This is a genomic window from Marinobacter lipolyticus (genome assembly GCF_018424605.1).
Lineage (GTDB): Bacteria > Pseudomonadota > Gammaproteobacteria > Pseudomonadales > Oleiphilaceae > Marinobacter > Marinobacter lipolyticus_B.
On record NZ_QTKT01000016.1, the window covers coordinates 1 to 24,490 of the forward strand.

Consider the following 24,490-nt stretch of genomic DNA (forward strand, 5'->3'; position numbering starts at 1 on the left):
TATAAGAGACAGCGTATCCTCTCGGACAGCAACGAACCATTCGGGCAATAAAAAACCCGCTGTTACACGGGTTTCGGGGTGGTTCGGATTTCTCCGTTTCTTGATTTGGTGGAGACGGCGGGAATTGAACCCGCGTCCGCCAGTACTCAGCCTTGAGAATCTACATGCATAGTGTCCTTCTATTGATTTAACTTCAAGCGACCCGAAGGTCAGGGTGCAAGAAGCGATCTCTTTATATCTTAGCCGTTAGCCAGTGAGCTCTGGATAACGGAGCATCCCGTAAGCGATGACGTCCTGAGATGTTGCTTCCGGGCTACGGGCGACCCGGTCAGGACGACTAGCAGCTTACGCTGCTAGTGCGTAGTTTTCGTCGTTTGCGACTATTGCGTTGCAGCTTTGGATTAACGAGATTCGCTGCCATCTCGACATGCACTCAAGGGATCGCCACCAGCGTCGAAGCCATGTCGTCCCCTCACCGACAGTATATGGGTGCCGCTCCGGCAACTTCAAGGGCGATTTGGTGAAGTTTTGCCGGCGGGCGCGGGGAATGTACCTACGCGCCCGCGTCGGTTCAGACCTCGCCGACGGCGGCTCGGTGTTCTGTGCGCTGCAGGGCGGCATCCTTGAGCTCGGCAAAGCTGTCGCGGAAATACCCCATCACCGCGTTGGGGTCGGCCTTGATGGCGCGGTCGATGGTGATGCCGAACTGCACGGTGCCGGCGTAGCTGAAAATGCTCAGGCCGATGCCGATGTTGCCGCTCTGGGGTACCCAGAACATGGGCTGCACCAGTTTGGCGCCGGCAAGGTAGACGGCTTCCTTGGGGCCGGGCACGTTGGTGAGCACCGCCGAGGCCTTGTTGCTGAGCAGGGCCAGGGCGCGGCGTTCGAGGATGTCCGGGCCGCGACCGAACAGGTCGAGCAGGCTGTAGGTCACCTGCGCCTGGTAGGAGCGTTTAAGCCGGTTCATGTTCTCCTGCACCTGGCGGAAGCGCATCACCGGGTCGTCCACTTCCACCGGCAGGCACACCAGAACCAGACCGAACTGGTTGCCCAGGGTCTCGATGGGTTGCCGTAGTGGTCGCAGGTTGAACGGTACCGCCACGCGGATGCCGCAGTTGGGGATGTGTTCGCCGGTTTCGCGGAAATGCCGCTGCAGGGCGCCGGTGGCGGCACACAGCAGCACATCGTTGACGCTGCCGCGCAGTGCGCGACCGCAGAGTTTGACCTCGGCCAGGCTTAACGGGTCGGCCCAGGCCACCTGCTTGCGCCCGCAAAGCGGTGAGCGCAGCCCGGTCTGGGGCTCAAAGGGGGCCAGCCCCAGTTTGATCAGATCCATGACGATATTGCCCGCGGCGGTCGCCATTTTCAGGGGATAGTCGGGTTCTTTGCGCAGCGACTGCAGAAACAGCCGGCTTTGCTCAAGGGCCGCCTGGCCGCTGTCCAGCACGCGATTGGTGAAGCGTCGCAGGCTGTTGCCGGTGGCGGTCGCTGGCACTGCGGTGGGCACCGCGAGGCGGCTGAGTTTGGCTTCCGGCGTCTTGTCGGTCAGTGACAGCAATACCCGCACCAGCGATATGCCGTCGGCGATGCAGTGGTGAATGCGCACCAGCAGCACGCAGCCGTCGTTGTAGTTGTCGATATAATGGATTTGCCAGAGCGGGCGGCGGAAGTCGAGCGAGGTGCTGTTGAGATCGCTGGTGATGGCCTGCAATTCATCCTTGCCGCCGTGGCCGGGCAGGGCGATGCGGTGGATGTGGTTGGCGATATCGAACAGCGGATCGTCCTGCCAGTAGACGCGGTCGCCTTCATGGACGACGCGCTGGCGGAACCGCCGGAAACACAGGAAGCGCTCGTTGAGCGTGCGTTTCAGGCGGTTGATGGCAATCGGTTGGTCGAACACCAGCGCCGCGGAAATCATCATCGGATTGGTGGGACTGTCCATGCGCAGCCAGGAACGATCCACGGCTGACATGAGGGTCTTGCTCAGGGACATGAAACCTCCGTTCTGAATGCAATCCTTTGGCCGAACGGACAGCGAGGTCACCCTGGGGCGGGTGGCCTGTCGGCGGTCAGACCCGTGAGTATAGGCCGATCAGAGCGAGGGGAAAAGAGAGTGCAGATGCGACATGGTTGGGTGTCGCATCCGTGCTGAATTATACGTTGGCTTCGCGCAGTATCCGCTGTTTCTGGCGGTTCCAGTCCCGCTCTTTTTCGGTGGCGCGTTTGTCGAACAGCTTCTTGCCTTTCACCAGGGCGATCTCGCATTTCACTTTGTTCTGCTTCCAGTACAGCGCCAGCGGTACGCAGGTGTAACCCTCCTGATTGACCTTGCCGACGATCTTGGCAATTTCCTTGGCGTGCAACAGCAGTTTGCGGGTTCGCGTCGGGTCGGCGATCACATGGGTGGAGGCGGCAATCAGCGGCGTGATATGAGAGCCCAGCAGCCAGGCTTCGCCATCTTTGAGCAACACGTACGCGTCCGTCAGCTGGGCCTTGCCGGCCCGCAGCGATTTGACCTCCCAGCCCAGCAGTGCGAGGCCGGCTTCGTAACGCTCTTCAATATGGTATTCGTGTTTTGCCTTTTTGTTCAGGGCAATGGTGTTGCTCTGAGGTGCGGGTTTTTTCTTGCTCATGAATCACTAATCCGGCGTCGGATAAAGAATTTTCCGGGCGATGCGCGCTCCGGTAAAACGCGCATTGTAGCCCAGGAGTGCCAGACCGGTCACGAAATCAGCGCGCGGGCCTTTCCCAATGGTCGTAGCCTGAGCGGAGTATCCGCTACAATGAACGCTCAGCTGTTCTGGATGTATGCATGCCTGCACCTTATGAAACCCCGATCGGGTCCTGGACCCGCCAGTCCACCTTTTTCTGGGCCGCCGTTGGCGCCACGGTCGGGTTGGCCAATCTGTGGCAGTTTCCCTACCTGGCAGGCCAGCATGGCGGTGGGCTGTTCATTCTGCTTTATGTAGCCTGCCTGCTGCTGGTGACGTTACCGCTGATGGTGACCGAGGCCGCGTTGGGCCGGCACTCGCGCCATGGCATTGTGCTGGCGATGGACGGGTATATTCGCAGCGCCCGCTGCTCGCGGTGGTGGATGCTGGCGGGGCGTCTGAGTGTGTTGGCGGCCTTTTTGGTGTTGTCCTACACCGCGGTGTTTGGCGCCATCGCCCTGGCCTATGTGTTTTACGGGGCCTTTGGGTTGTTCGACGATGCCAGTCAGGTATCGGCTACCGCGGTGCTGGCCGATCTGGTGTCCGATACCCGAGACTACAAGGTGTTCATGGCCTGGCACCTGTTCTTCCTGGTGCTGGTTGTCTGGGTGTCTGTGCAGGGCGTGGTCAAGGGGCTGGAGCGGGTGTTCCGGGCCCTGGTGCCGGCATCGTTACTGCTGCTGGCGGGGCTGTTCGCGCTGGCCCAGTGGCACGGCAGGCTGGACGGGGCGGTGACGGCCATCCTGCAGTTCCGTCCGGAGGACATGGGCTGGGGCAGTGTGCGAGCGGCGCTGTTTCACGCGTTCTTTACCCTTGGTCTGGGTATGGGAGTGTGGGCCATTTTCGGTGCCTACACGCCCGCCGGGGCGAAGCTCAAACGGTCGGTGCTGGCGGTGGTGCTGATGGACACATTGGTGGCAATTCTCGCCGGTGTGCTGATTTTCGCCACCGCCACCGCCGAGGGCAGTTTCAACGGCGAGCGCGGCTTTAGCCTGCTGTTCGTGTCTTTGCCCGTGGCGCTGTCCCCCCTGCCCGGAAGCCAGTTCATCATTGCTGCGGCGTTCCTGCTGGTGGTGTTGGTGGTATGGACCACGTCCCTGGCACTGCTGGAGCCGGTGGTGGGGTGGTTCCGCGAATGGACCGGTGCGCCCCGCGGCTGGTCTGCGGTGCTGATGGGCGGGCTGGTTTGGCTTGGCGGGCTGGTGACGTTGCTGTCGTTCAATCTGTGGTCGGATGTGCGATTCGCCGGCGGGACACTGTTCCGTTGGCTCGAGCTGATCACCGGCGGCCTGCTGATTCCCCTGGTCGCGATTCTGATTGCCGTATTCACCGGCTGGTGCCTCACCCGTTCGCTGTCGCTGAACATCATCGGCGCGGCCCCGCGGCTGTTCAGCCGGATCTGGTTCTGGGTCATGCGCCTGGTACTGCCGGTGGTAGCCGGTTACATCGGGATTTCCTACTCGCTGTTCTCTCTGGACAATCTCTGTGACAACCGCCGGGAGGAGGTGCGCTGGTGCGCCCAGGTTGAGCCGGTTGTTGCCGAGCCGGAGCCGGCGGCACCGGCCGGGAGCCCCGCGTCGGCAGGGGGCGAGCCCGGCGTTGAACCGCCCGCCTCAGAGGAAGGAGAGGCGCGCCCTACCCAGCACGAGCCGCAGCCTGCCCCGGGATCGGATACGGAAAAAGCCCCCAAACCGGGCGATATCCTTTATGATAGCGTCTGACTGGCGCGGGTATCCTGAAGCCATCCCCGTGCGTCATTTTCAGTGAGATTGTAAGCAGGACAACCGGTTCCAATGCCACATCAGATCGACAAATCGGCCCTGGTCATGCATTCCGCGGAGCGCATGTTTCAGCTGGTCAACGATATCGCCCGTTACCCCGAGTTTCTGCCATGGTGCGCGGGTGCGGAAATCCATGCGCAGGATGATGAGCAGATCACCGCATCCCTGGAAGTGGCCAAGGGCGGGATTCGCCACCGGCTGACCACCCGCAATGAGCTGTCGCAGCCGGAGCGGATCGATATGAGTCTGGTGGAGGGGCCCTTCCGCAATCTCAGTGGCCGCTGGCACTTCAAACCGTTGGATGACCACGCTTGCAAGGTCATTCTGACACTGGAATTCGAGTTCTCCGGATCCCTGTCCCGCATGACCTTCGGGACGGTGTTCAGTCAGGCCGCCAACGCCATGGTGGATGCGTTCTGCCGGCGGGCCGATGAGGTGTATGCGGGAGCGGGGCAATGATTCGCGTGGAAGTGGCCTATGCCCGGCCAGAGCGGCAAGAGATTATCGCCCTGCAGGTGCCGGACGGCACCACTGCGCTGGAGGCAGTCAAGCGTTCAGGCATTGTCGGGGTGTTTCCGGAGATTGATCCGGACTGTAACGACATGGGTATCTTTGGCAAGGTCATCAAGTCGCCGGCTGATCACGCGCTGCGGGACGGAGACCGCGTGGAGCTTTACCGGCCGCTGAAGATTGATCCCAAGCAGGCCCGGCTTAACCGGGCGAAAAAGAAAGGCTGAGGCCCTGTCAGTAGGCGGGCGTTTCTTCCAGCAGCTGCGCCTCGTAATGGGAAAACTGGTTGTTGTCGTAATAGACGATAACGCGCTGTTCTTTGATATCCCCACCCCGGCGCTGGAAGGTGTAAATAAAGTACTCCCGCGATGGATCCACCGGGTTCACCATCAGCGGTGTGCCCAGCACGGAATGCACCTGGCTGCGGGACATGCCTTCGGACAGTGATGTCAGCTCCTCGTCGGTCAGAATGTTGCCTTGCTGGACGTTGATTTTATAAACGCCGGGGAAGGCACAGCCAGACACAATGAGAGTGAGAATGAGAGCTGTGAGCTTTTGCATCGCCGGGGGAAATCCTCTATCTTGAAATCGCCTGCCAGAGGCAGGTGTGACACGGTATTACCGTCTGAATGCGGCTTCATCATACCGGAAGCCGTGGGGCACACCAACGAGTGAATAGTAACATGTCATCTGAAAACGCCGAATTACGAAAAGTCGGTCTCAAAGTGACTCTGCCGAGAGTCAAGATCTTCAACATCCTGGAAACGTCTGAGGAGCATCACCTCAGTGCTGAGGATGTATACAAGAAACTGCTGGAGCAGGGCGATGACGTGGGGCTGGCGACCGTTTACCGGGTACTGACCCAGTTCGAGGCCGCAGGCCTGGTGCTCCGTCATAACTTCGAGGGTGGTCATGCGGTGTTCGAAATGGCCGGCGACGATCACCACGATCACATGGTCTGCACCCAGACCGGTGAGGTCATCGAGTTTGTTGACGAGGTGATTGAGGAACGCCAGCAGAAGATTGCCAGGGAGCGCGGCTTCGAAATCGTCGATCACAGCCTGATTCTGTACGTCAAACCCATCAAGAAGTAAGTCCCGGCTCTGCCTGAATGCAGAGTGCAAGAACAAAAAAAGGGGCGGGTATCAGCCCGCCCCCAAAGCTCTCTGAAACGAGAGGGGAATGTGTTTGTTCCTCAGTGATGGGTTGCCTGGCCCTTGGTAAACATTTCCCGGGCATGGGCGATGGTGTGTTCGGTCATGTCGACACCGCCCAGCATTCTTGCCACTTCACTGATCCGCCCGTGATCATCCAGCGTTTCAATTTTCGAGAAGGTCGCATCCTGTTCAGTGAACTTGCTGACAAACAGGTGTTGGTGGCATTGGGCTGCCACCTGGGGCAGGTGAGTGACACAGAGTACCTGGCCGTCGTCCCCAAGGGTTCTCAGCAGTCGACCGACCACTTCTGCGGTGCCGCCACCGATGCCCACATCCACCTCGTCGAAGACCAGCGTGGGGGTGGTGGAGGTTTGCGCAACTACCACCTGAATCGCCAGGCTGATACGTGACAGTTCGCCGCCCGAGGCCACTTTCGCCAACGGTCTGGCGGGCTGGCCGGGGTTGGCGCTGACCAGGAATTCCACTTCTTCCAGGCCATGGGGGGCGGGTTCGTCACCCGTGTTGCGGTTCAGATGGGTGACAAACTGCACCGCGGGCATGCTCAGTTGGGCCAGCTCTTGCGCGATGCGCTGGTCGAGGTTGGCGGCGGCTTGCTGGCGGATCTCCGATAGCTTTCCGGCCAGCTCGTCAAAATGCGCGCGCTGGGCAGCGAGTTCCGCCTCGAGCTGCGCGACACTGCCTTCGCCATCATCCAGCGACGCCAGCTCGGCGCTCAGGCGCTGGTGAAACTCCGGCAACTCCTCCGGGGTGATCCGGTGCTTCCTGGCCATCTGATAGATGGCGCTCAGGCGTTCTTCCACCTCGTTCAGGCGTGCCGGATCCGCCTCGTAATCTTCGACGAAGCGGCGCAGATTGTCGCCGGCTTCGCTGATCTGGATCTGTGCCTCGTTCAGCATCTGTATGGTGTCTGCCAATGCCGGTACTTCCGTGGGCAGGTTCTCCAGTTGCTGCAGCGCCTGGCGAACCAGGTCCGCAGCGCTGTTGTCTTCTTCGGTGCAAAGCAATGCCGCCTGCTGGCTGTTGTGCAGCACGGTATCGGCATGGCTCAACTGCGCCTGCTCCTGCTCCAGGCTTTCCTGTTCGCCCGCCTCCAGGGCCATGCGGTCGAGCTCTTCCACCTGATAGCGCAGCAACTGCAGCCGCGCTTCCGCTTCGTCGGCGTTTTGCTGGCGTTCGTTCAGCCGTTGGCGGGTCTTGCTCCAGCTTTTCCAGGCCTCCCGGGTTTCGCTGGCCAGGGCATCCGCGCTGGCGTACTCATCAAGTAATTTGCGGTGGGTATCCTTGCGCAGCAGTGACTGGTGCTGATGCTGGCTGTGGATGTCCATCAGCAGGCTGCCGAGGTCTTTCAGGTGGGCCAGCGGGCAGGGCTGACCATTGATGTAAGCCCGTGAGCGGCCATCCTTGCTGATCACCCGCCGCAGAATGCAGTCGTGGTCATCATCCAGTTCATGCTGCTCCAGCCAGGCTCTTGCTTCGGCAATGCGGGAGACTTCAAAGGAGGCGGTGATGTCAGCCCGTTTGGCGCCGTGGCGAACGGCACCCGCATCGGCACGCCCGCCCATGGCCAGTCCGAGCGCATCCAGCACGATCGACTTGCCGGCACCGGTTTCCCCGGTCAGTGCGGTCATGCCTTTGCTGAACTGAAGTTCGACTCTTTCGGCAATGGCGTAATTGGATACGGTGAGCTGTGTGAGCATGCAGGTGACCTCCGCTCTGAAATATACTGTGGTTACATACAGTGACTGTGAATATATACAGGGTTTTGTGCGTTTGCAAATCCAGGGCTGTGAATTTGCGCATAAATCCATTCATCGAGGTTGAAACTGCAGTAACGGGCCCCATATCCGTTCGCAACCCTATTTGATCCGTCCTCACGGGCGGGTGACACGTTTAACCGGTCGCTGCGGCGGCCGCGGATGAATGATCAGGAGTAGCCATGAGTGCTGACGAGAATCGTAACGAGCAGGTCGAGGAAGAGCTGAAAGCGGCTGCGGAAAGTGAATCGGCGGAAACGGCCGAGGGCGAGCAGGGCGCTGAGCTTTCAGAAACCGAGGCGCTTCAGGCGCAGGTTCAGGATTTTCAGGAGCAGATGCTGCGTGCACAGGCTGAGATGCAGAATGTGCGCCGTCGCGCCGAGCTGGATGTGGAGAAAGCCCACAAGTTTGCCCTGGAGAAGTTCGTCAAAGAGCTGCTGCCGGTGGCCGACAGCCTTGAAAAGGCGGTGGAAAGCACCGAGGGCCAGGAAGCGGCCGGCGATCTGGTCGCCTCCATCCGCGAAGGTGTGGAGATGACGCTCAACCTGTTCATGAACAGCCTGAAGAAATTCAACGTGGCCCAGGTGAACCCGGTGGGTGAGCCCTTTGATCCACAGTTGCACGAAGCCATGTCCATGGTGCCGGCGCCTGACGCGGAGCCCAACAGCGTAGTGGCCGTGGTTCAGAAAGGGTACACCCTCAATGAGCGGCTGGTACGGCCGGCGATGGTGGTGGTGGCCCAGGCGGGTAATGCACCAAAAATCGACGAACAGGCTTGAAAAGTTAATTAAGGCGCCAATATAGGCAGTAAACAGGCAGCGCCAGATTAGATGTCAGGCATCGGCACAGCGATGCCGCAACCGGATTGAACAGACGAATTGGAGTGACTCAATGAGCAAGATTATCGGTATCGACCTGGGAACGACCAACTCCTGTGTAGCCATCATGGATGGTGACAAGGTCAAGGTTATTGAAAACGCAGAGGGTGATCGCACCACCCCGTCGATCATCGCCTACACCGACGATGGCGAGACGCTGGTTGGCCAGTCGGCCAAGCGCCAGGCGGTCACCAACCCGCACAACACCCTGTACGCCATCAAGCGTCTGATCGGTCGTCGCTTTGAAGACGACGTGGTCCAGAAAGACATCAAGATGGTGCCCTACAAGATTGCCAAGGCGGACAACGGTGACGCCTGGGTGGAAGTGAAAGACCAGAAGATGGCGCCGCCGCAGGTGTCTGCAGAAGTTCTGAAGAAGATGAAGAAAACTGCAGAGGACTACCTGGGCGAGAAGGTAACCGAAGCGGTTATCACCGTGCCGGCTTACTTCAACGACAGCCAGCGCCAGGCCACCAAGGATGCGGGCAAGATTGCCGGTCTGGACGTGAAGCGCATCATCAACGAGCCGACTGCGGCAGCCCTGGCCTATGGTCTGGACAAGAAGAGCGGCGATCGCACCGTGGCGGTTTATGACCTGGGTGGTGGTACCTTCGACCTGTCCATCATCGAAATCGCTGACGTTGATGGCGAGCACCAGTTTGAAGTGCTGGCCACCAACGGTGACACCTTCCTGGGTGGTGAGGACTTCGATATGAAAATCATCGAATTCCTGGCCGACCAGTTCAAGAAAGACAGCGGCATCGACCTGCGTGGCGATTCCCTGGCGATGCAGCGTCTGAAGGAGGCTGGTGAGAAGGCCAAGATCGAGCTGTCCAGCAGCCAGCAGACCGACGTGAATCTGCCGTACGTGACTGCCGATGCTAGCGGTCCGAAGCACATGAACGTCAAGCTGACTCGCGCCAAGCTCGAGTCGCTGGTGGAAGATCTGGTCCAGCGCAGCCTGGAGCCTTGTAAAGTGGCCCTGCAGGACGCCGGCATGAAAGCCTCTGAAATCGACGAGGTGATCCTGGTGGGTGGCCAGACCCGCATGCCGCTGGTGCAGGAAAAGGTTAAGGAGTTCTTCGGTAAAGAAGCCCGCAAGGACGTCAACCCGGACGAAGCCGTGGCCATGGGTGCTGCCATTCAGGCGGCGGTTCTGTCTGGTGACGTGAAAGACGTTCTGCTGCTGGACGTTACCCCGCTGACCCTGGGTATCGAAACCATGGGTGGCGTGGCAACGCCGCTGATCGACAAGAACACCACCATCCCGACCAAGAAGTCGCAAACCTTCTCCACCGCGGATGACAACCAGACAGCGGTTACCATCCACGTGGTGCAGGGCGAGCGCAAGCAGGCGCAGCAGAACAAGTCCCTGGGTCGCTTCGACCTGGCCGACATTCCGCCGGCGCCGCGTGGCGTACCGCAGATCGAAGTCACCTTCGACATCGATGCCAACGGTATTCTGAACGTGTCCGCCAAAGACAAGGCGACCGGTAAGGAGCAGTCCATCGTGATCAAGGCCTCGTCCGGCCTGAACGATGACGAGATCGAGAAGATGGTGCGTGATGCCGAGGCCAACGCCGAGGAAGATCGCAAGTTCGAGGAGCTGGTGCAGGCCCGCAACCAGGGTGACGCGATGGTGCACGCCGTTCGCAAGACCCTGAAAGATGCCGGCGACAAGGTCAGCGACAGCGAGAAAGAGTCCATCGAGGCGTCCATCAAGGAGCTGGAAGAAGCGCTGACCGGTTCCGACAAGGACGACATCGAGGCCAAGACCCAGAAGCTGACTGAAGTGTCCTCCGAGCTGGCCCAGAAAATGTACGCAGATCAGGCCGAGCAGGCGCAGCAGGCTGGCGGGGAAGAAAGTGCCCAGGCGCAGTCTTCTGACGACGCCGTCGACGCTGAGTTTGAAGAAGTCAAAGACGACGACAAGCGGTAATTTCTGACGTACATCAGGTAGTTGGAAAACGCGGGGATGCTCCCGCGTTTTCCGCGTTTTAAAAACAGGGTTTTAAAGCATGGCCAAGCGCGATTATTACGACATTCTCGGGGTTTCCCGGGATGCGGACGAGAAGGAAATCAAGCGGGCTTATCGCAAGCTCGCAATGAAGTATCACCCCGACCGTAACCCGGACGACACCGACGCCGAGAACAAGTTCAAAGAGGCCAGCGAAGCCTACGAGATCCTGGCAGATCAGTCCAAGCGGGCCGCCTACGATCAGTTCGGTCATGCCGGTGTGGATGGTCAGGCCGGTGGTGGCTTCGGAGGCGGCGGCGCCAGTTTCTCGGATATTTTTGGTGATGTGTTCGGTGATATCTTCGGGGGTGGCGGTGGCCGCGGTCGCAACACCCGCGGGGCCGACCTGCGCTATACCCTGGAACTGGATCTGGAAGAGGCGGTGAAAGGCAAAACCGTTCAGATCCGCATTCCGGGCCACCGCGAGTGCGAAGTCTGTGACGGCAGTGGGGCCGAGAAAGGTTCCCGTCCCGAAGCCTGTGGTACCTGTAAGGGTATGGGGCAGGTCCGTATGCAGCAGGGTTTCTTTACCGTGCAGCAGGCATGCCCGACTTGCCGGGGTTCCGGTCAGGTCATCAAGAACCCCTGTAAGGCCTGTCATGGCCAGGGTCGGGTCCAGGAAGAGAAAACCCTTTCGGTCAAGGTGCCCCCCGGCGTGGATACCGGCGACCGCATTCGCCTGTCCGGTGAAGGCGAGATGGGCATGGATGGAGGTCCCCCCGGCGATCTGTACGTGCAGGTCGCGGTGCGTGAGCATTCCATCTTCACCCGGGATGGCCGTAACCTCTACTGCGAGGTACCCATCAGCATCATCGACGCCACTCTCGGCGGTGAGCTGGAAGTGCCGACCCTTGATGGTCGCGTCAAGCTGAAGATCCCGCCCGAGACTCAGACTGGCAAGCTGTTCCGCCTGCGCAACAAGGGCGTCAGTCCGGTTCGTGGCGGCCCGGCCGGTGATCTGCTGTGCCGGGTGATCGTGGAGACGCCGGTGAACCTGACCAAGCGTCAGAAAGAGCTGCTGGATGAGTTTCAGCAGACCCTGGACGGCAGCAACGGCACCCATCATGCGCCGAAGAAAACCTCCTGGTTTGAAGGTGTGAAAAGCTTCTTCGACGAAATGAAATTCTGAGGGCAGAGATCATGAGGGTAGCAATCATCGGCGCCGCCGGGCGCATGGGTAAAGTGCTGATCGAGGCGGTTGACGGTACCGAAGGCCTTGAGCTCGGGGCTGCGGTCGTCGAGCCCGGCAGTTCTCTGATCGGCGCGGACGCCGGCGAGATGACCGGTATTGGAAAAACCGGCGTGACAATGGCCGGCAGCCTCGCCGAAGTGAAAGACGACTTCGACGTGCTGGTGGATTTCACCTTTCCGGATCTGACGCTGGAGAATGCCCGTTTTTGCCAGGCTAACGGCAAGATGATTGTCATCGGCACCACCGGTATGACCGACGCCGAAAAAGAGCAGCTGGCGGTGGCCGCGGAATCGACCCCCGTGGTGTTTGCGCCCAACATGAGCGTGGGCGTGAACGTGGTGTTGAACCTGTTGCGAACCGCTGCGGCTACCCTCGGTGATGACTACGATGTGGAAATCATCGAGGCCCACCACCGTCACAAGAAAGATGCGCCTTCGGGCACCGCCCTGCGCATGGGTGAAGTGGTGGCTGACGCCCTCGGTCGCGATCTGAAAGAGTGCGCCGTCTACGGTCGCGAAGGTTTCACCGGCGAGCGCACCCGCAAGGAAATCGGTTTTGAGACCGTCCGCGCCGGTGACGTGGTGGGCGATCACACCGTGCTTTTCGCCACCGAAGGCGAGCGCATCGAGGTGACGCACAAGGCCAGCAGCCGCATGACCTTTGCTAAGGGAGCGATGCGGGCGGCGCTGTGGCTGCAGGGTAAGCCGGCCGGCCTCTACGACATGCAGGACGTGCTGGGCCTGAAATAAGCTGTGCTTCTCGTGGACATAAACCGCCATATTTTTTACAATAAGGCGGTTTAACTGCACCAAGCGTAGTTTTGAAAAAGTTTCAACAAAAAGCGGGACCGGGTTACGACTCTGTCTCGCTTTTTTGCAACCTGAATTTGCGCTTGCGTTCCTGTTCGTGACGAACTTCTACGCCACTCGATGAGGATACAAGCCTTGAGCACACCTGCAATCCTTGCACTCGCAGACGGAAGCCTGTTTTACGGCACCGCCATTGGCGCTGAGGGAGAAACCAGCGGCGAAGTGGTGTTCAACACCGCAATGACCGGTTATCAGGAAATCCTGACCGATCCGTCCTATTCCCGCCAGATTGTTACCCTGACCTACCCGCACATTGGCAACGCCGGCGTGAACGAGGAAGACGTTGAGTCAGACCGCGTTCAGGCGGCTGGCCTGATCATCCGCGATCTGCCGCTGATTGCCAGCAACTGGCGCAGCACCGGCACCCTGGACGAGTACCTGCGGGCGAACAACATCGTGGGCATTGCAGATATCGACACCCGCCGCCTGACCCGAATCCTCCGTGATAAGGGCTCCCAGAACGGCGCGGTGGTTGCAGGCGAAGACGCTACGGCGGAGCGCGCACTGGAACTTGCGAACGCCTTCCCCGGCCTGAAAGGCATGGACCTGGCGAAGGAAGTCAGTTCAGACAAGACCTGGACCTGGAGCCAGAGCGAGTGGACCCTGGGTGAAGGCTACGGCGAGCGTACCGAATCCCGGTTCAAGGTGGTGGCGTGGGATTACGGCGTGAAACTGAACATCCTGCGCATGCTGGCCGCCCGCGGCTGCGAGATTACGGTAGTGCCGGCCCAGACCCCCGCCTCGGACGTGCTGGCGATGAACCCCGATGGCGTGTTCCTGTCCAACGGCCCCGGTGATCCCGAGCCCTGCGACTACGCCATCACGGCCATTCGCGAAGTGCTTGAGACCGACATTCCGGTCTTCGGTATCTGTCTGGGGCACCAGTTGCTGGCGCTGGCCAGCGGTGCCAAGACCGTGAAGATGGGGCACGGCCACCACGGCGCCAACCACCCGGTGCAGGATCTGGCGGACGGCACGGTGATGATTACCAGCCAGAACCACGGCTTCGCAGTGGACGAGTCGAGCCTGCCCGACAACGTTGAGGCAACCCACAAGTCGCTGTTCGATGGCTCGCTGCAGGGCATTCGCCGCACTGACAAGCCGGCGTTCAGCTTCCAGGGTCATCCGGAAGCCAGTCCGGGCCCGCATGACGTGGCGCCGCTGTTCGACCAGTTTATCCGGTTGATGGAAGCCCGCTAACGCCGGGCGCAGTTCCGCAAGTCACACAGGCGCCGCACATTGCGATGCAAGAATTTAAAAGTTGCTGACAGGTTTACCAAGAGATGCCAAAACGTACCGACATTAAAAGCATTCTGATCCTGGGCGCCGGCCCCATCGTGATCGGTCAGGCGTGCGAGTTTGACTACTCCGGAGCCCAGGCCTGCAAGGCCCTGAGGGAAGAGGGTTACCGGGTCATCCTGGTTAACTCCAACCCGGCAACCATCATGACCGACCCGGTGATGGCCGATGCCACCTACATCGAGCCGATCACCTGGAAGACCGTCGAAAAGATCATCGAGAAAGAACAGCCGGACGCCCTGCTACCCACCATGGGTGGTCAGACCGCGCTGAACTGCGCACTGGATCTGGAAAAGCATGGTGTGCTGGACAAGCACGGCGTGGAAATGATCGGCGCCAACGCCGACACCATCGACAAGGCGGAAGACCGCGACCGGTTCGACAAGGCGATGCGGAAGATCGGCCTGGAATGTCCCCGCGCGACGATTGTCCACTCCATGGCGGAGGCCTGGGCCGCGTCTGAAGATATCGGTTTCCCCTGCATTATCCGTCCGTCCTTCACCATGGGCGGTTCTGGTGGTGGTATCGCGTATAACCGCGACGAGTTCGAGGAAATCTGCACCCGGGGTCTGGATCTGTCGCCCACCAACGAGCTGTTGATCGACGAATCCCTGATCGGCTGGAAAGAATATGAGATGGAGGTCGTCCGCGACCGGAACGATAACTGCATTATCGTCTGCGCCATCGAGAACTTTGATGCCATGGGCGTGCACACCGGCGATTCCATCACCGTGGCCCCGGCGCAAACCCTGACCGACAAGGAATACCAGATCATGCGGAACGCCTCGCTGGCGGTTCTGCGTGAAATCGGGGTGGAAACCGGCGGCTCCAACGTCCAGTTCGGCATCAATCCGGACACCGGCCGTATGGTGGTGATCGAGATGAACCCGCGGGTGTCCCGTTCCTCGGCGCTGGCCTCCAAGGCCACCGGCTTCCCGATCGCCAAGGTCGCGGCCAAGCTGGCCGTGGGTTACACCCTGGACGAGCTGCGCAACGAAATCACCGGCGGCGTCACCCCGGCCTCGTTCGAGCCGTCCATCGATTACGTGGTCACCAAGATCCCCCGGTTCACCTTCGAGAAGTTCCCCCAGGCCGATGCCCGCCTGACCACCCAGATGAAGTCTGTGGGTGAGGTCATGGCCATTGGTCGCACCTTCCAGGAATCGCTGCAGAAGGCAATGCGCGGTCTGGAAGTGGGTTCCGAGGGCTTCGAGGAAAAGATCGAGGATCTGTCCTCCGACGATGGTCAGGAAACCCTGACCCAGGAACTGAACGTACCCGGCGCCGAGCGCCTGTGGTACATCGGCGATGCGTTCCGTGCCGGTTTGACCGTGGAGGAGGTGTTCAACAACACCCACGTTGACCCCTGGTATCTGGTGCAGATCGAGGATCTGATTCGCGAGGAGCAGGCGCTGAAGTCCGCCGGCAAGGCGGATCTTGACCACGCCACGCTGTTCCGCCTCAAGCGCAAGGGTTTCTCGGACGCGCGGCTGGCCAAGCTGTTGGGCATATCCGAGGTGAGCCTGCGCAAGCTGCGCCATGATCTCGATATCCGCCCAGTGTACAAGCGGGTCGACACCTGCGCCGCGGAGTTTGCCTCCGATACCGCCTACATGTACTCCACCTATGAGGAAGAGTGCGAGGCGGATGTTTCGGACCGTGACAAGATTGTGGTGATCGGCGGTGGCCCCAACCGCATCGGTCAGGGTATCGAGTTCGATTACTGCTGTGTTCACGCGGCGCTGGCCATGCGTGAAGACGGCTATGAGACCATCATGATCAACTGCAACCCGGAGACGGTGTCGACGGACTACGACACTTCGGATCGTCTGTACTTCGAGCCGATCACTCTGGAAGATGTGCTGGAGATCATCAACGTCGAGAAGCCCAAGGGCGTGATCGTCCAGTACGGCGGCCAGACCCCGCTGAAGCTGGCCCGTGGCCTGGAAGCGGCCGGCGTGCCGATCATCGGTACCAGCCCGGATGCCATTGACCGTGCCGAGGACCGTGAGCGTTTCCAGCAAATGATTGGCCGTCTTGGCCTGCTGCAGCCGGAAAACGCCACCGTGCGCAGCCACGAGGAAGGCATCCTGGCGGCGCGGGAAATCGGCTATCCGCTGGTGGTGCGTCCCTCCTACGTACTGGGTGGCCGCGCCATGGAGATCGTTTACGACGAGGCCGAGCTGGTGCGTTACATGCGCAACGCCGTGCTGGTGTCCAACGACAGCCCGGTGTTGCTGGACCACTTCCTCAACGCGGCCATTGAGGTGGATATCGATGCCATCTCTGACGGCAAGGATGTGGTTATCGGTGGCATCATGCAGCATATCGAGCAGGCTGGCGTGCACTCCGGCGACTCGGCCTGTTCGCTGCCGCCCTACACGCTGCCGAACGACGTGCAGGACGAGATGCGCGAAGCGGTGCGCAAGATGGCCATCGAGCTTGACGTGATTGGCCTGATGAACGTTCAGCTGGCGTGGCAGGATGACCGGATATATGTGATCGAAGTGAACCCGCGTGCCTCCCGCACCGTGCCTTTCGTGTCCAAGGCAATCGGCGTGTCGCTGGCGAAGGTGGCTGCACGGGTGATGGCGGGCAAGTCACTCGCCGAGCAGGGCTTCACCAAAGAGATTGTGCCGACCTACTATGCGGTGAAGGAATCGGTATTCCCGTTCAACAAGTTCCCGGCCGTGGATCCGATTCTTGGCCCCGAAATGAAGTCCACCGGTGAGGTGATGGGGCTGGGCGACAGCTTCGATGAGGCGTTCGCCAAGGCTGCGCTGGCCATTGGTGAGCGTTTGCCGGCCCAGGGCACGGCGTTCATGTCCGTACGTGACGTCGACAAGCCGGGAGCGGCAAGTGTGGCGCGTGATCTGGTGGATGCCGGCTTCAAGCTGATTGCCACCACCGGCACCGCCAAGGCCCTGAAAGCCGCGGGCATAGAGGTTGAGCGAGTTAACAAGGTCCGTGAGGGGCGCCCGCACATCGTGGACGCCATCAAGAACGGTCAGGTTCAGCTGATTATCAACACCACCGAAGGGCGCAAGGCCATTTCCGACTCGGCACAGATCCGCCAGTCAGCCTTGCAGACCAAGGTAACCTATACAACGACCCTGGCGGGCGGCGAAGCCTTCTGTCGGGCCATCAAGTTTGGCCCGGAGCGCACGGTGCGTCGCCTCCAGGATCTACACGCAGGAAAGTAAGACTATGGCTGACAGAGTACCCATGACAAAGGCGGGGGAAACCCGTCTCCGCGAGGAGCTTCAGAAGCTGAAAAGCGAAGACCGGCCGCGGGTGATTGCGGCCATTGCCGATGCCCGTGAGCACGGCGATCTGAAGGAAAACGCGGAATACCACGCGGCCCGCGAGCAGCAGAGCTTCATAGAGGGTCGTATTCAGGAAATCGAGGGCAAGCTGTCGGCAGCGCAGGTGATTGACGTCACTGCGATGGAGAATACCGGCAAGGTCATCTTCGGCACCACCGTGCATCTGCTGAACATGGACACCGATGAGCAGGTGGTCTACCAGATCGTCGGGGAAGACGAAGCGGATATCAAGTCCGGCAAGCTCTCCATCTCCTCGCCCATCGCCCGTGCCCTGGTGGGCAAGAGCGAGGGCGACGTGGTCGCCATCCGCGTGCCCTCCGGCACCGTGGAATACGAGATCGAGGAAGTCGAGTACGTGTGACCCGGAGCGGTGTTCGCCCCGCGCACTAAAAAGCCGGCTGTGGGTTCCACAGCCGGCTTTTTTGTTTCCCGTCTTCGCGGTCCGATCGAATTACTGCTTGTGACGCAGCAGATTGGACAGCTTGGGGTTGGGCTTCTTGGCCCGGCGCAGGATCACCGCAATCTTGCCAATGGTCTGGACCAGCTCGGCGCCGGAGGCTTTGCAGAGCTCGGCAATGGCTTGCTGGCGAGTCTCGCGGTCGGTGCTGGCGACCTTGACCTTGATCAGCTCGTGATCGTTCAGGGCGCGCTCCAGCTCGTCCTGAAGACCTTCAGACAGGCCCTTGTCGCCGACAATGATGACGGGCTTCAGGTTGTGGGCAATGCCCCGGTATTCCCGGCGCTGTTCCGGTGAAAGACTCATGATGTAATCTCTTAATAGGTGCAATTAACAAAACGTCAGCGGCACTGGCGCCGCCGTAATCGTATAATCGGCGGATTGTAACAGATCAGATGGGTTGCGAAATGGCCATTACCACTTATCGCGGCGACCCTGCCCTTGCGGAACGTTTACGCCGTCTCGGGATCAAAAGGCCGGAAACAGTGTATTTAGTCCGCTGATTGCTGCACGGGCGTTGTAATTTCCGGTGGGACGCCCAACATAAAGAGTAGACGCTGCGCGAAGGTCAGCTTTCCACGGTGGGCGGTGGCTGTTACGGATGGGCCGATTGTGGTGGACCGGCGTACAATTGGTGTAAGGTGTTCCAAAAGGTTTCCCTGAAGACGGTCAACCTTTCAATTCACAGGTGACGATCCTTGAACGATATGGCAAAAAATCTGGTTCTCTGGCTAATTATAGCCGCCGTACTGCTGATGGTGTTTCAGAACTTTTCTCCCACCACCAGCGGGCAACAGGTCAATTATTCGCAGTTCGTCGAGATGGTGCAGGACGGCCAGGTCCGTCAGGTCACCATTGACGGCCTTCAAATTCAGGGTACCCGTGGCGATGGTTCGCAGTTCCAGACCATTCGGCCGCAGGTTGCTGACAACAAGCTGATGGACGATCTGCTGGCCAATCAGGTCGAGGTGGTCGGTAAGGAGCCGGAGCGCCAGAGCCTCTGGACGCAACTGCTGGTGGCTGCATTCCCGATCCTCATCATCATTGCACTGTTCGTGTTTTTCATGCGACAGATGCAGGGCGGCGGCGGTGGCAAAGGCCCCATGTCGTTCGGCAAGAGCAAAGCGCGGCTGATGAGCGAGGACCAGATCAAGACGACCTTCGCAGACGTTGCCGGCGTGGATGAGGCCAAGGAAGACGTCAAAGAGCTGGTGGATTTCCTGCGGGATCCCAGCAAGTTCCAGCGCCTCGGCGGTAGCATCCCCAAAGGCGTGCTGATGGTGGGGCAGCCGGGTACCGGTAAAACCCTGCTGGCCAAGGCCATTGCTGGCGAAGCCAAGGTGCCGTTCTTCTCTATTTCCGGTTCCGATTTCGTTGAGATGTTCGTGGGCGTTGGTGCCTCACGTGTCCGCGACATGTTCGAGCAGGCCAAGAAGCAGAGCCCGTGCATCATCTTTATTGATGAGATCGATGCGGTCGGCCGTCACCGTGGTGCCGGTATGGGTGGTGGTCACGATGAGCGTGAGCAGACCTTGAACCAGCTGCTGGTCGAGATGGATGGTTTCGAAGGTAATGAAGGCGTCATTGTCATTGCCGCCACCAACCGCCCGGATGTTCTGGATCCTGCGCTGCTGCGCCCCGGTCGCTTCGACCGTCAGGTGGTAGTCGGTCTGCCGGACATCATCGGTCGCGAGCAGATTCTCAAGGTGCACATGAAAAAAGTGCCCCTGGCCGATGGCGTGGAACCCGCGCTGATCGCCCGCGGCACGCCGGGTTTCTCCGGTGCGGATCTGGCCAACCTGGTCAACGAGGCGGCCCTGTTTGCCGCGCGTCGCAACCAGCGTCTGGTGTCCATGGAGGAGTTCGAGCTCGCCAAAGACAAGATCATGATGGGCGCCGAGCGCAAGTCCATGGTGATGAGCGAGAAAGAGAAGCGGAACACCGCGTACCATGAATCCGGCCACGCCATTGTCGGGCGCCTGGTGCCGGAGCATGACCCGGTGTACAAGGTCAGCATCATCCCCCGTGGCCGCGCGCTTGGCGTGACCATGTTCCTCCCGGAAGAGGACAAGTACAGCCACAGCAAGCGCTTCCTGACCAGCTCTATTTGCAGCCTGTTCGGTGGCCGTATTGCGGAAGAGCTGACACTGGGTTTTGACGGCGTCACTACCGGCGCATCCAATGACATCGAACGTGCCACCAGCCTGGCTCGCAACATGGTGACTCGTTGGGGGTTGTCAGAGAAGCTCGGCCCGCTGCAGTACGATACCGACAGCGAAGAGCCGTTCCTCGGTCGCTCCGCCGGCCAGGCTCAGACGGTGTATTCACCGGAGACGGCCCAGCGTATCGACGAGGAAGTCCGCAACATCATTGATGAGTGCTACGAAAAAGCCCGGCAGTTGCTGGTCGACAATCGGGACAAGCTCGATCTGATGGCGGACGCGTTGATGAAGTACGAGACCATTGACCGGTTCCAGATTGACGACATCATGGAAGGACGTGTGCCGCGCCCGCCGAAAGGTTGGGGTGACAGCGGCCCGACCGGTGGTGTTTCCACGGATGAGCCGGAAAAGGCGCCGTCACCGCGAAGTGCCGACGACGGTCAGCAGCCCGGAGTGGGTCGTCCTGCGGGCGAACACTGAAGGCGCAACCTGCACACACTGATTCTGAACTGACTGCGCCGCCCCTTCCGGGCGGCGTTTGTATTTGTGGTCCTTCATAAGGATTGGCTATGGAAATGAACTTCGCCGGTCGGGTGCTGGATATGTCCCGGTGTCACGTCATGGGCATTCTCAATGTGACTCCCGATTCGTTTTCCGATGGCGGCAAATTCAATGCGCCCGACGCGGCGCTGGCGAGGGCGCGGCAGATGGTGGCGGACGGCGCGGCCTTTATTGACGTGGGCGGTGAGTCCACCCGGCCGGGCGCCAGTGAAGTGTCGGTGCAGGAAGAGTTGGACCGGGTGTGCCCGGTGGTGGAGGCGATTGCCCGCGAGCTCGACGTGGTGATTTCGGTGGATACCAGTGCTCCGGCAGTGATGACGGAAACCGCGAGCCTCGGTGCCGGCCTGATTAACGACGTGCGCGCGTTGCAGCGGCCCGGGGCGCCGGAAGCCGCGGCGGCTGCGGGCATTCCAGTGTGCTTGATGCACATTCAGGGTGAGCCGGACTCGATGCAGGATAACCCGCGCTACCGCAACGTCCGTCGTGATGTCAGCTCCTTTCTGACCGAGCGAATGCGCGTGGTCGAGGCCGCGGGCGTGAAGCCCGAGGACATTATCCTGGATCCCGGCTTCGGCTTCGGCAAGCGCGTGGAGCACAACCTGGCGCTGCTGGCATCGCTGGAGCAGTTGCACATTCTGGGGCATCCCTTGCTGGTCGGTATGTCCCGCAAAAGCATGCTGGGCCATATCACCGGTCGCGAGGTGAATGAACGGTTGCCGGCGAGCGTGGCTGCCGCGACAATAGCGGCCATGAAGGGCGCGTCTGTGATTCGTGTCCATGATGTCAGAGAAACAGTGGATGCCGTCAGTGTTGTGGCGGCCATGAAGGAGGCGGGTCGATGACCGACAGGAAATATTTTGGCACGGACGGCATCCGCGGTCGCGTGGGCGAGTATCCGATTACCCCGGAATTCATGCTGCACCTGGGCTGGGCTGCCGGGCAGGCGTTCAAGCGCGATGGTCAGCGTAACAGCGTGCTGATCGGCAAGGATACCCGTATTTCCGGGTATATGTTCGAGTCCGCGCTGGAGGCCGGGCTCTCGGCCGCCGGAGTTGATGTGAAGCTGCTGGGTCCGATGCCGACACCGGCGATTGCCTACCTGACCCGAACCTTCCGCGCCTCAGCGGGTATTGTCATCAGCGCTTCCCACAACCCCCACCACGACAATGGCATCAAGTTTTTCTCCGCCAACGGCACCAAGCTGGATGATGCCCTGGAGGCAGAGATCGAGCGTTGGCTGGACGCGCCGATCCGGGTGTGTGAGTCATCCGATCTTGGTAAGGCATTCCGGGTTGACGATGCGCCCGGTCGTTACGTGGAATTCTGCAAGAGCACCGTGCCCAACGAATTTACCCTTGAGAAGATGCATATCGTGCTGGACTGCGCCCACGGTGCGACCTACCACGTGGCACCCAAGGTTTTTCGCGAGCTCGGCGCCCGGGTGTCAGTGATTGGCGCCAATCCCGACGGTCTCAACATCAATGAAGGTGTTGGCTCTACCCACCTGGACGCGCTCAAGGCTGCGGTGCTCGAGAAAAAGGCCGATCTTGGCATTGCCTTTGACGGCGATGGAGACCGGGTGCTGATGGTGGATCGCGATGGCTCCGAAGTGGACGGCGATGAGCTGCTGTATGTGATTGCCTCCCAGCGACAGGCGGCCGGCACCCTGAATGGTGGGGTGGTTGGCACCCTGATGACCAATCTCGGGGTTGAGCTGGCACTGAAAGAGCGGGGCATTGCCTTCGAGCGCGCCAAGGTCGGGGATCGTTACGTGATGGAGCGCCTGCTGCACCACGGCTGGTTGCTCGGGGGTGAGGGCTCCGGCCACATGGTGATCCGTGACTGTACCTCAACCGGCGACGGTATCGTTTCGGCGCTGCAGGTGTTGCTCGCAGTGCGGCGCTCCGGGAAAACCCTGGCGGAACTCCGTCAGGGTATGAGTAAGCTGCCGCAGAAAATGATCAATGTGCGCGTCGATCAGCGCTTCGATCCTCTGTCGAGGGAAGACATCGCCGTCGCCGTTCGCAAGGCGGAGTCCCATCTTGGTGAGACCGGTCGCGTGTTGCTACGGGCCTCCGGCACCGAGCCCCTGATCCGGGTGATGACCGAAGGGGAGAATGCGTCGGAAATCATCCGCATAGCGGAAGAGCTGGCATTGGTTGTGGAGAATTCCCGCGCCTGAATTTGTGGAGTGGGAATGTTGTCTGGTCGGGTGGACTGCTGTATAGTTCGCCCTCCCTTGAGTTCGGGGGCTGTTATGCGCCGTAAGATCGTAGCCGGAAACTGGAAAATGAACGGGTCGCAAGGCCTGGTGGAAGACCTGGTTGGCTATGTCCGGTCACAGGTGTCGTCCCTTGATAATGGTGTGGAGGCTGTTATTATTCCTCCCGCCCTGTATGTCCGGGATGTGCAGTCTCTGGCGGGTGAGCAGGTTGCCGTCGGTGTGCAGAACGTCGCGCGCTGGGAAGCCGGCGCCTACACCGGCGAAGTCTCTGCGGCGATGGCCCGGGACTGCGGCTGCCGGTATTCGCTGGTTGGGCACTCGGAGCGCCGTCAGTTGTTTGGTGAAACCGACGCCGTGGTTGCCGAAAAGGTAGTGCAGCTGTTGTCGCAGGATCTGATCGCCATTGTGTGTGTGGGCGAAACCCTGGCCGAACGTGAGGCCGGTCAGGCGCAAGAGGTTGTGGCTGCCCAGGTGAAGAAAGGCCTGGCGGGTGTATCCGGAAGTGCCTGGCGCAATATCGTGGTTGCCTATGAGCCGGTTTGGGCCATTGGCACCGGAAAGACTGCCACCGCTGACGATGCGCAGACCATGCATCGGTCGATCCGGGATGTGCTGGAAGCACTGGGTGCGCCAGCGGATGAGATATCCCTGCTTTACGGCGGCAGTGTAAAAGCGGATAATGCAGCCGCGCTTTTCGCCGGGCCGGACGTGGACGGCGGTTTGATCGGCGGAGCATCGTTGGTCGCAAAGGATTTTATGAGTATCTGCCAGGCTATGCCGGCGGATGCCGAAAGTTAAAGGTTTGCGAAAGCCATTAGCAAAAGTCATTAGAGAGTCGTTATGGATTGGTTGGAAACACTGGTAGTCGTTGTGCACGTGGTTATCGCCGTGGCGCTGGTGGGTCTGGTGCTGATCCAGCAGGGCAAGGGCGCCGATGCCGGCGCGGCCTTCGGTGGCGGTGCCTCTCAGACAGTTTTCGGTAGTCAGGGCAGCGGTAGCTTCCTGACCCGCATGACCACCCTGTTGGCGGTGGTGTTTTTTGTAACGAGTTTTTCGCTGGCCATTTTCGCCAAGCAGCGTGCTGAAGTCGCTGGACAAGCCGGAATCCCGGTGGTCCAGGAGTCGCCTGAAGCATCCGATGCCCCGGGGGATATGGAAGAGAGCGAAGCTGAGAGCGGGGAGTCTTCCAGTGAAGACGAGCTCCCTGAGCTTGAGTAAGGTTGTTGCCCAGGTGGTGGAACTGGTAGACACGCTATCTTGAGGGGGTAGTGGCGAAAGCCGTGCCGGTTCGAGTCCGGCCCTGGGCACCATATTAGAAGAAAAACGGCTTGGAGTTTCCAGGCCGTTTTTTTTGGTCAGTCCTTGACCAGTCCTGCCGGCCTCTCTATACTCCGGCGGATATTGGGGCAGCCGCGAAGGTTTCGGGTCGGCCCCTGACAGGCCAGGTGTCTGTCAGCAGGAAACCGGTTGAATGGGTATGTTTCCTGTGAGTTCTTGCAACAAAAGGCCCCACTCGTTCGGGGCTTTTTGATTAAGGGGCCTGGCGCATCAGGCCCTGGTGCATAAAAAGG

At 60.3% G+C, this 24,490-nt stretch carries 21 protein-coding genes, 1 tRNA gene and 1 other RNA gene; 17 read left to right on the forward strand and 6 right to left on the reverse strand.

The features are described from left to right. Positions 1 to 106: 106 nt before the first annotated feature. From ssrA to smpB, 3 genes are all read right to left on the reverse strand, one after another. Positions 107 to 472: a transfer-messenger RNA gene (gene ssrA / locus DYI22_RS16385) on the reverse strand. 99 nt (positions 473 to 571) lie between these two features. Then, on the reverse strand, positions 572 to 1,993 hold the full coding sequence (locus tag DYI22_RS16390) for a wax ester/triacylglycerol synthase family O-acyltransferase (RefSeq protein ID WP_213479133.1): 1,422 nt from the start codon (positions 1,991 to 1,993) through the stop codon (positions 572 to 574). Positions 1,994 to 2,153: 160 nt separating this feature from the next. Continuing rightward, positions 2,154 to 2,633: an SsrA-binding protein SmpB gene (gene smpB, locus DYI22_RS16395; RefSeq protein WP_213479134.1), complete on the reverse strand. Its 480-nt coding sequence runs from the start codon at positions 2,631 to 2,633 to the stop codon at positions 2,154 to 2,156. A gap of 179 nt (positions 2,634 to 2,812) precedes the next feature. On the opposite strand from smpB, the gene DYI22_RS16400 reads away from it, so the two are divergent. The 3 genes from DYI22_RS16400 to DYI22_RS16410 all read left to right on the forward strand — a co-directional run bounded on the left by DYI22_RS16400 (position 2,813) and on the right by DYI22_RS16410 (position 5,229). Further along, positions 2,813 to 4,432 (forward strand): sodium-dependent transporter, encoded by a 1,620-nt coding sequence (locus DYI22_RS16400; RefSeq protein WP_213479135.1) that lies wholly within the window; start codon positions 2,813 to 2,815, stop codon positions 4,430 to 4,432. 72 nt (positions 4,433 to 4,504) lie between these two features. Next, positions 4,505 to 4,951, forward strand: coding sequence for a type II toxin-antitoxin system RatA family toxin (locus DYI22_RS16405; RefSeq protein ID WP_213479136.1), 447 nt, complete (start codon positions 4,505 to 4,507; stop codon positions 4,949 to 4,951). Then, positions 4,948 to 5,229 (forward strand): RnfH family protein, encoded by a 282-nt coding sequence (locus DYI22_RS16410; protein ID WP_213479137.1) that lies wholly within the window; start codon positions 4,948 to 4,950, stop codon positions 5,227 to 5,229. The genes DYI22_RS16405 and DYI22_RS16410 overlap by 4 nt, the downstream gene beginning before the upstream one ends. A 7-nt stretch (positions 5,230 to 5,236) precedes the next feature. Here DYI22_RS16410 and DYI22_RS16415 read toward each other — a convergent pair whose 3' ends face one another. Continuing rightward, entirely contained in the window at positions 5,237 to 5,563 is a 327-nt protein-coding gene (locus tag DYI22_RS16415) for an outer membrane protein assembly factor BamE (protein ID WP_213479138.1), read from the reverse strand. A gap of 122 nt (positions 5,564 to 5,685) precedes the next feature. On the opposite strand from DYI22_RS16415, the gene fur reads away from it, so the two are divergent. Beyond that, complete coding sequence (fur, locus tag DYI22_RS16420; RefSeq protein WP_213479139.1) at positions 5,686 to 6,096, forward strand: ferric iron uptake transcriptional regulator; 411 nt, start codon at positions 5,686 to 5,688, stop codon at positions 6,094 to 6,096. A gap of 101 nt (positions 6,097 to 6,197) precedes the next feature. On the opposite strand, the gene recN is transcribed toward fur, so the two are convergent. Next, positions 6,198 to 7,877, reverse strand: coding sequence for a DNA repair protein RecN (gene recN, locus DYI22_RS16425; protein WP_213479140.1), 1,680 nt, complete (start codon positions 7,875 to 7,877; stop codon positions 6,198 to 6,200). 239 nt (positions 7,878 to 8,116) lie between these two features. Here recN and grpE point away from each other — a divergent pair, with 239 nt between their 5' ends. From grpE to greA, 7 genes are all read left to right on the forward strand, one after another. Further along, positions 8,117 to 8,713 (forward strand): nucleotide exchange factor GrpE, encoded by a 597-nt coding sequence (grpE, locus tag DYI22_RS16430; RefSeq protein WP_213479141.1) that lies wholly within the window; start codon positions 8,117 to 8,119, stop codon positions 8,711 to 8,713. 112 nt (positions 8,714 to 8,825) lie between these two features. Beyond that, entirely contained in the window at positions 8,826 to 10,751 is a 1,926-nt protein-coding gene (gene dnaK, locus DYI22_RS16435) for a molecular chaperone DnaK (RefSeq protein WP_213479142.1), read from the forward strand. Between the two features lie 79 nt (positions 10,752 to 10,830). Then, positions 10,831 to 11,958, forward strand: a complete 1,128-nt coding sequence (gene dnaJ / locus DYI22_RS16440; RefSeq protein ID WP_213479143.1) for a molecular chaperone DnaJ — start codon at positions 10,831 to 10,833, stop codon at positions 11,956 to 11,958. Positions 11,959 to 11,969: 11 nt separating this feature from the next. Further along, entirely contained in the window at positions 11,970 to 12,770 is an 801-nt protein-coding gene (dapB, locus tag DYI22_RS16445) for a 4-hydroxy-tetrahydrodipicolinate reductase (protein WP_213479144.1), read from the forward strand. 195 nt (positions 12,771 to 12,965) lie between these two features. Next, positions 12,966 to 14,090: a glutamine-hydrolyzing carbamoyl-phosphate synthase small subunit gene (gene carA / locus DYI22_RS16450; protein ID WP_213479145.1), complete on the forward strand. Its 1,125-nt coding sequence runs from the start codon at positions 12,966 to 12,968 to the stop codon at positions 14,088 to 14,090. Positions 14,091 to 14,173: 83 nt separating this feature from the next. Then, positions 14,174 to 17,392: a carbamoyl-phosphate synthase large subunit gene (carB, locus tag DYI22_RS16455; RefSeq protein WP_213479146.1), complete on the forward strand. Its 3,219-nt coding sequence runs from the start codon at positions 14,174 to 14,176 to the stop codon at positions 17,390 to 17,392. A 4-nt stretch (positions 17,393 to 17,396) separates the two neighbouring features. Then, positions 17,397 to 17,876, forward strand: a complete 480-nt coding sequence (gene greA, locus DYI22_RS16460) for a transcription elongation factor GreA (protein ID WP_213479147.1) — start codon at positions 17,397 to 17,399, stop codon at positions 17,874 to 17,876. A gap of 90 nt (positions 17,877 to 17,966) precedes the next feature. On the opposite strand, the gene yhbY is transcribed toward greA, so the two are convergent. Beyond that, the gene (yhbY, locus tag DYI22_RS16465; RefSeq protein ID WP_213479148.1) at positions 17,967 to 18,278 is read right to left on the reverse strand and encodes a ribosome assembly RNA-binding protein YhbY; all 312 of its coding nucleotides are present in this window, start codon (positions 18,276 to 18,278) and stop codon (positions 17,967 to 17,969) included. A 392-nt stretch (positions 18,279 to 18,670) separates the two neighbouring features. Between yhbY and ftsH the strand changes: the two genes are divergently transcribed. The 6 genes from ftsH (at position 18,671) to DYI22_RS16495 (ending at position 24,229) form a co-directional block, all read left to right on the forward strand. Beyond that, entirely contained in the window at positions 18,671 to 20,614 is a 1,944-nt protein-coding gene (gene ftsH / locus DYI22_RS16470; RefSeq protein ID WP_213479149.1) for an ATP-dependent zinc metalloprotease FtsH, read from the forward strand. A gap of 89 nt (positions 20,615 to 20,703) precedes the next feature. Further along, positions 20,704 to 21,537 (forward strand): dihydropteroate synthase, encoded by an 834-nt coding sequence (gene folP, locus DYI22_RS16475; protein WP_213479150.1) that lies wholly within the window; start codon positions 20,704 to 20,706, stop codon positions 21,535 to 21,537. Further along, positions 21,534 to 22,877 (forward strand): phosphoglucosamine mutase, encoded by a 1,344-nt coding sequence (gene glmM, locus DYI22_RS16480; RefSeq protein WP_213479151.1) that lies wholly within the window; start codon positions 21,534 to 21,536, stop codon positions 22,875 to 22,877. Before folP ends, glmM begins: the two co-directional genes overlap by 4 nt. Positions 22,878 to 22,952: 75 nt before the next feature. Further along, a complete protein-coding gene (tpiA, locus tag DYI22_RS16485) occupies positions 22,953 to 23,717 on the forward strand; it encodes a triose-phosphate isomerase (protein ID WP_213479152.1) in 765 nt (254 codons plus the stop codon). 42 nt (positions 23,718 to 23,759) lie between these two features. Next, positions 23,760 to 24,137 (forward strand): preprotein translocase subunit SecG, encoded by a 378-nt coding sequence (gene secG / locus DYI22_RS16490; protein WP_213479153.1) that lies wholly within the window; start codon positions 23,760 to 23,762, stop codon positions 24,135 to 24,137. A 7-nt stretch (positions 24,138 to 24,144) separates the two neighbouring features. Further along, positions 24,145 to 24,229 (forward strand) — tRNA-Leu (locus tag DYI22_RS16495). Positions 24,230 to 24,490: the final 261 nt, after the last annotated feature.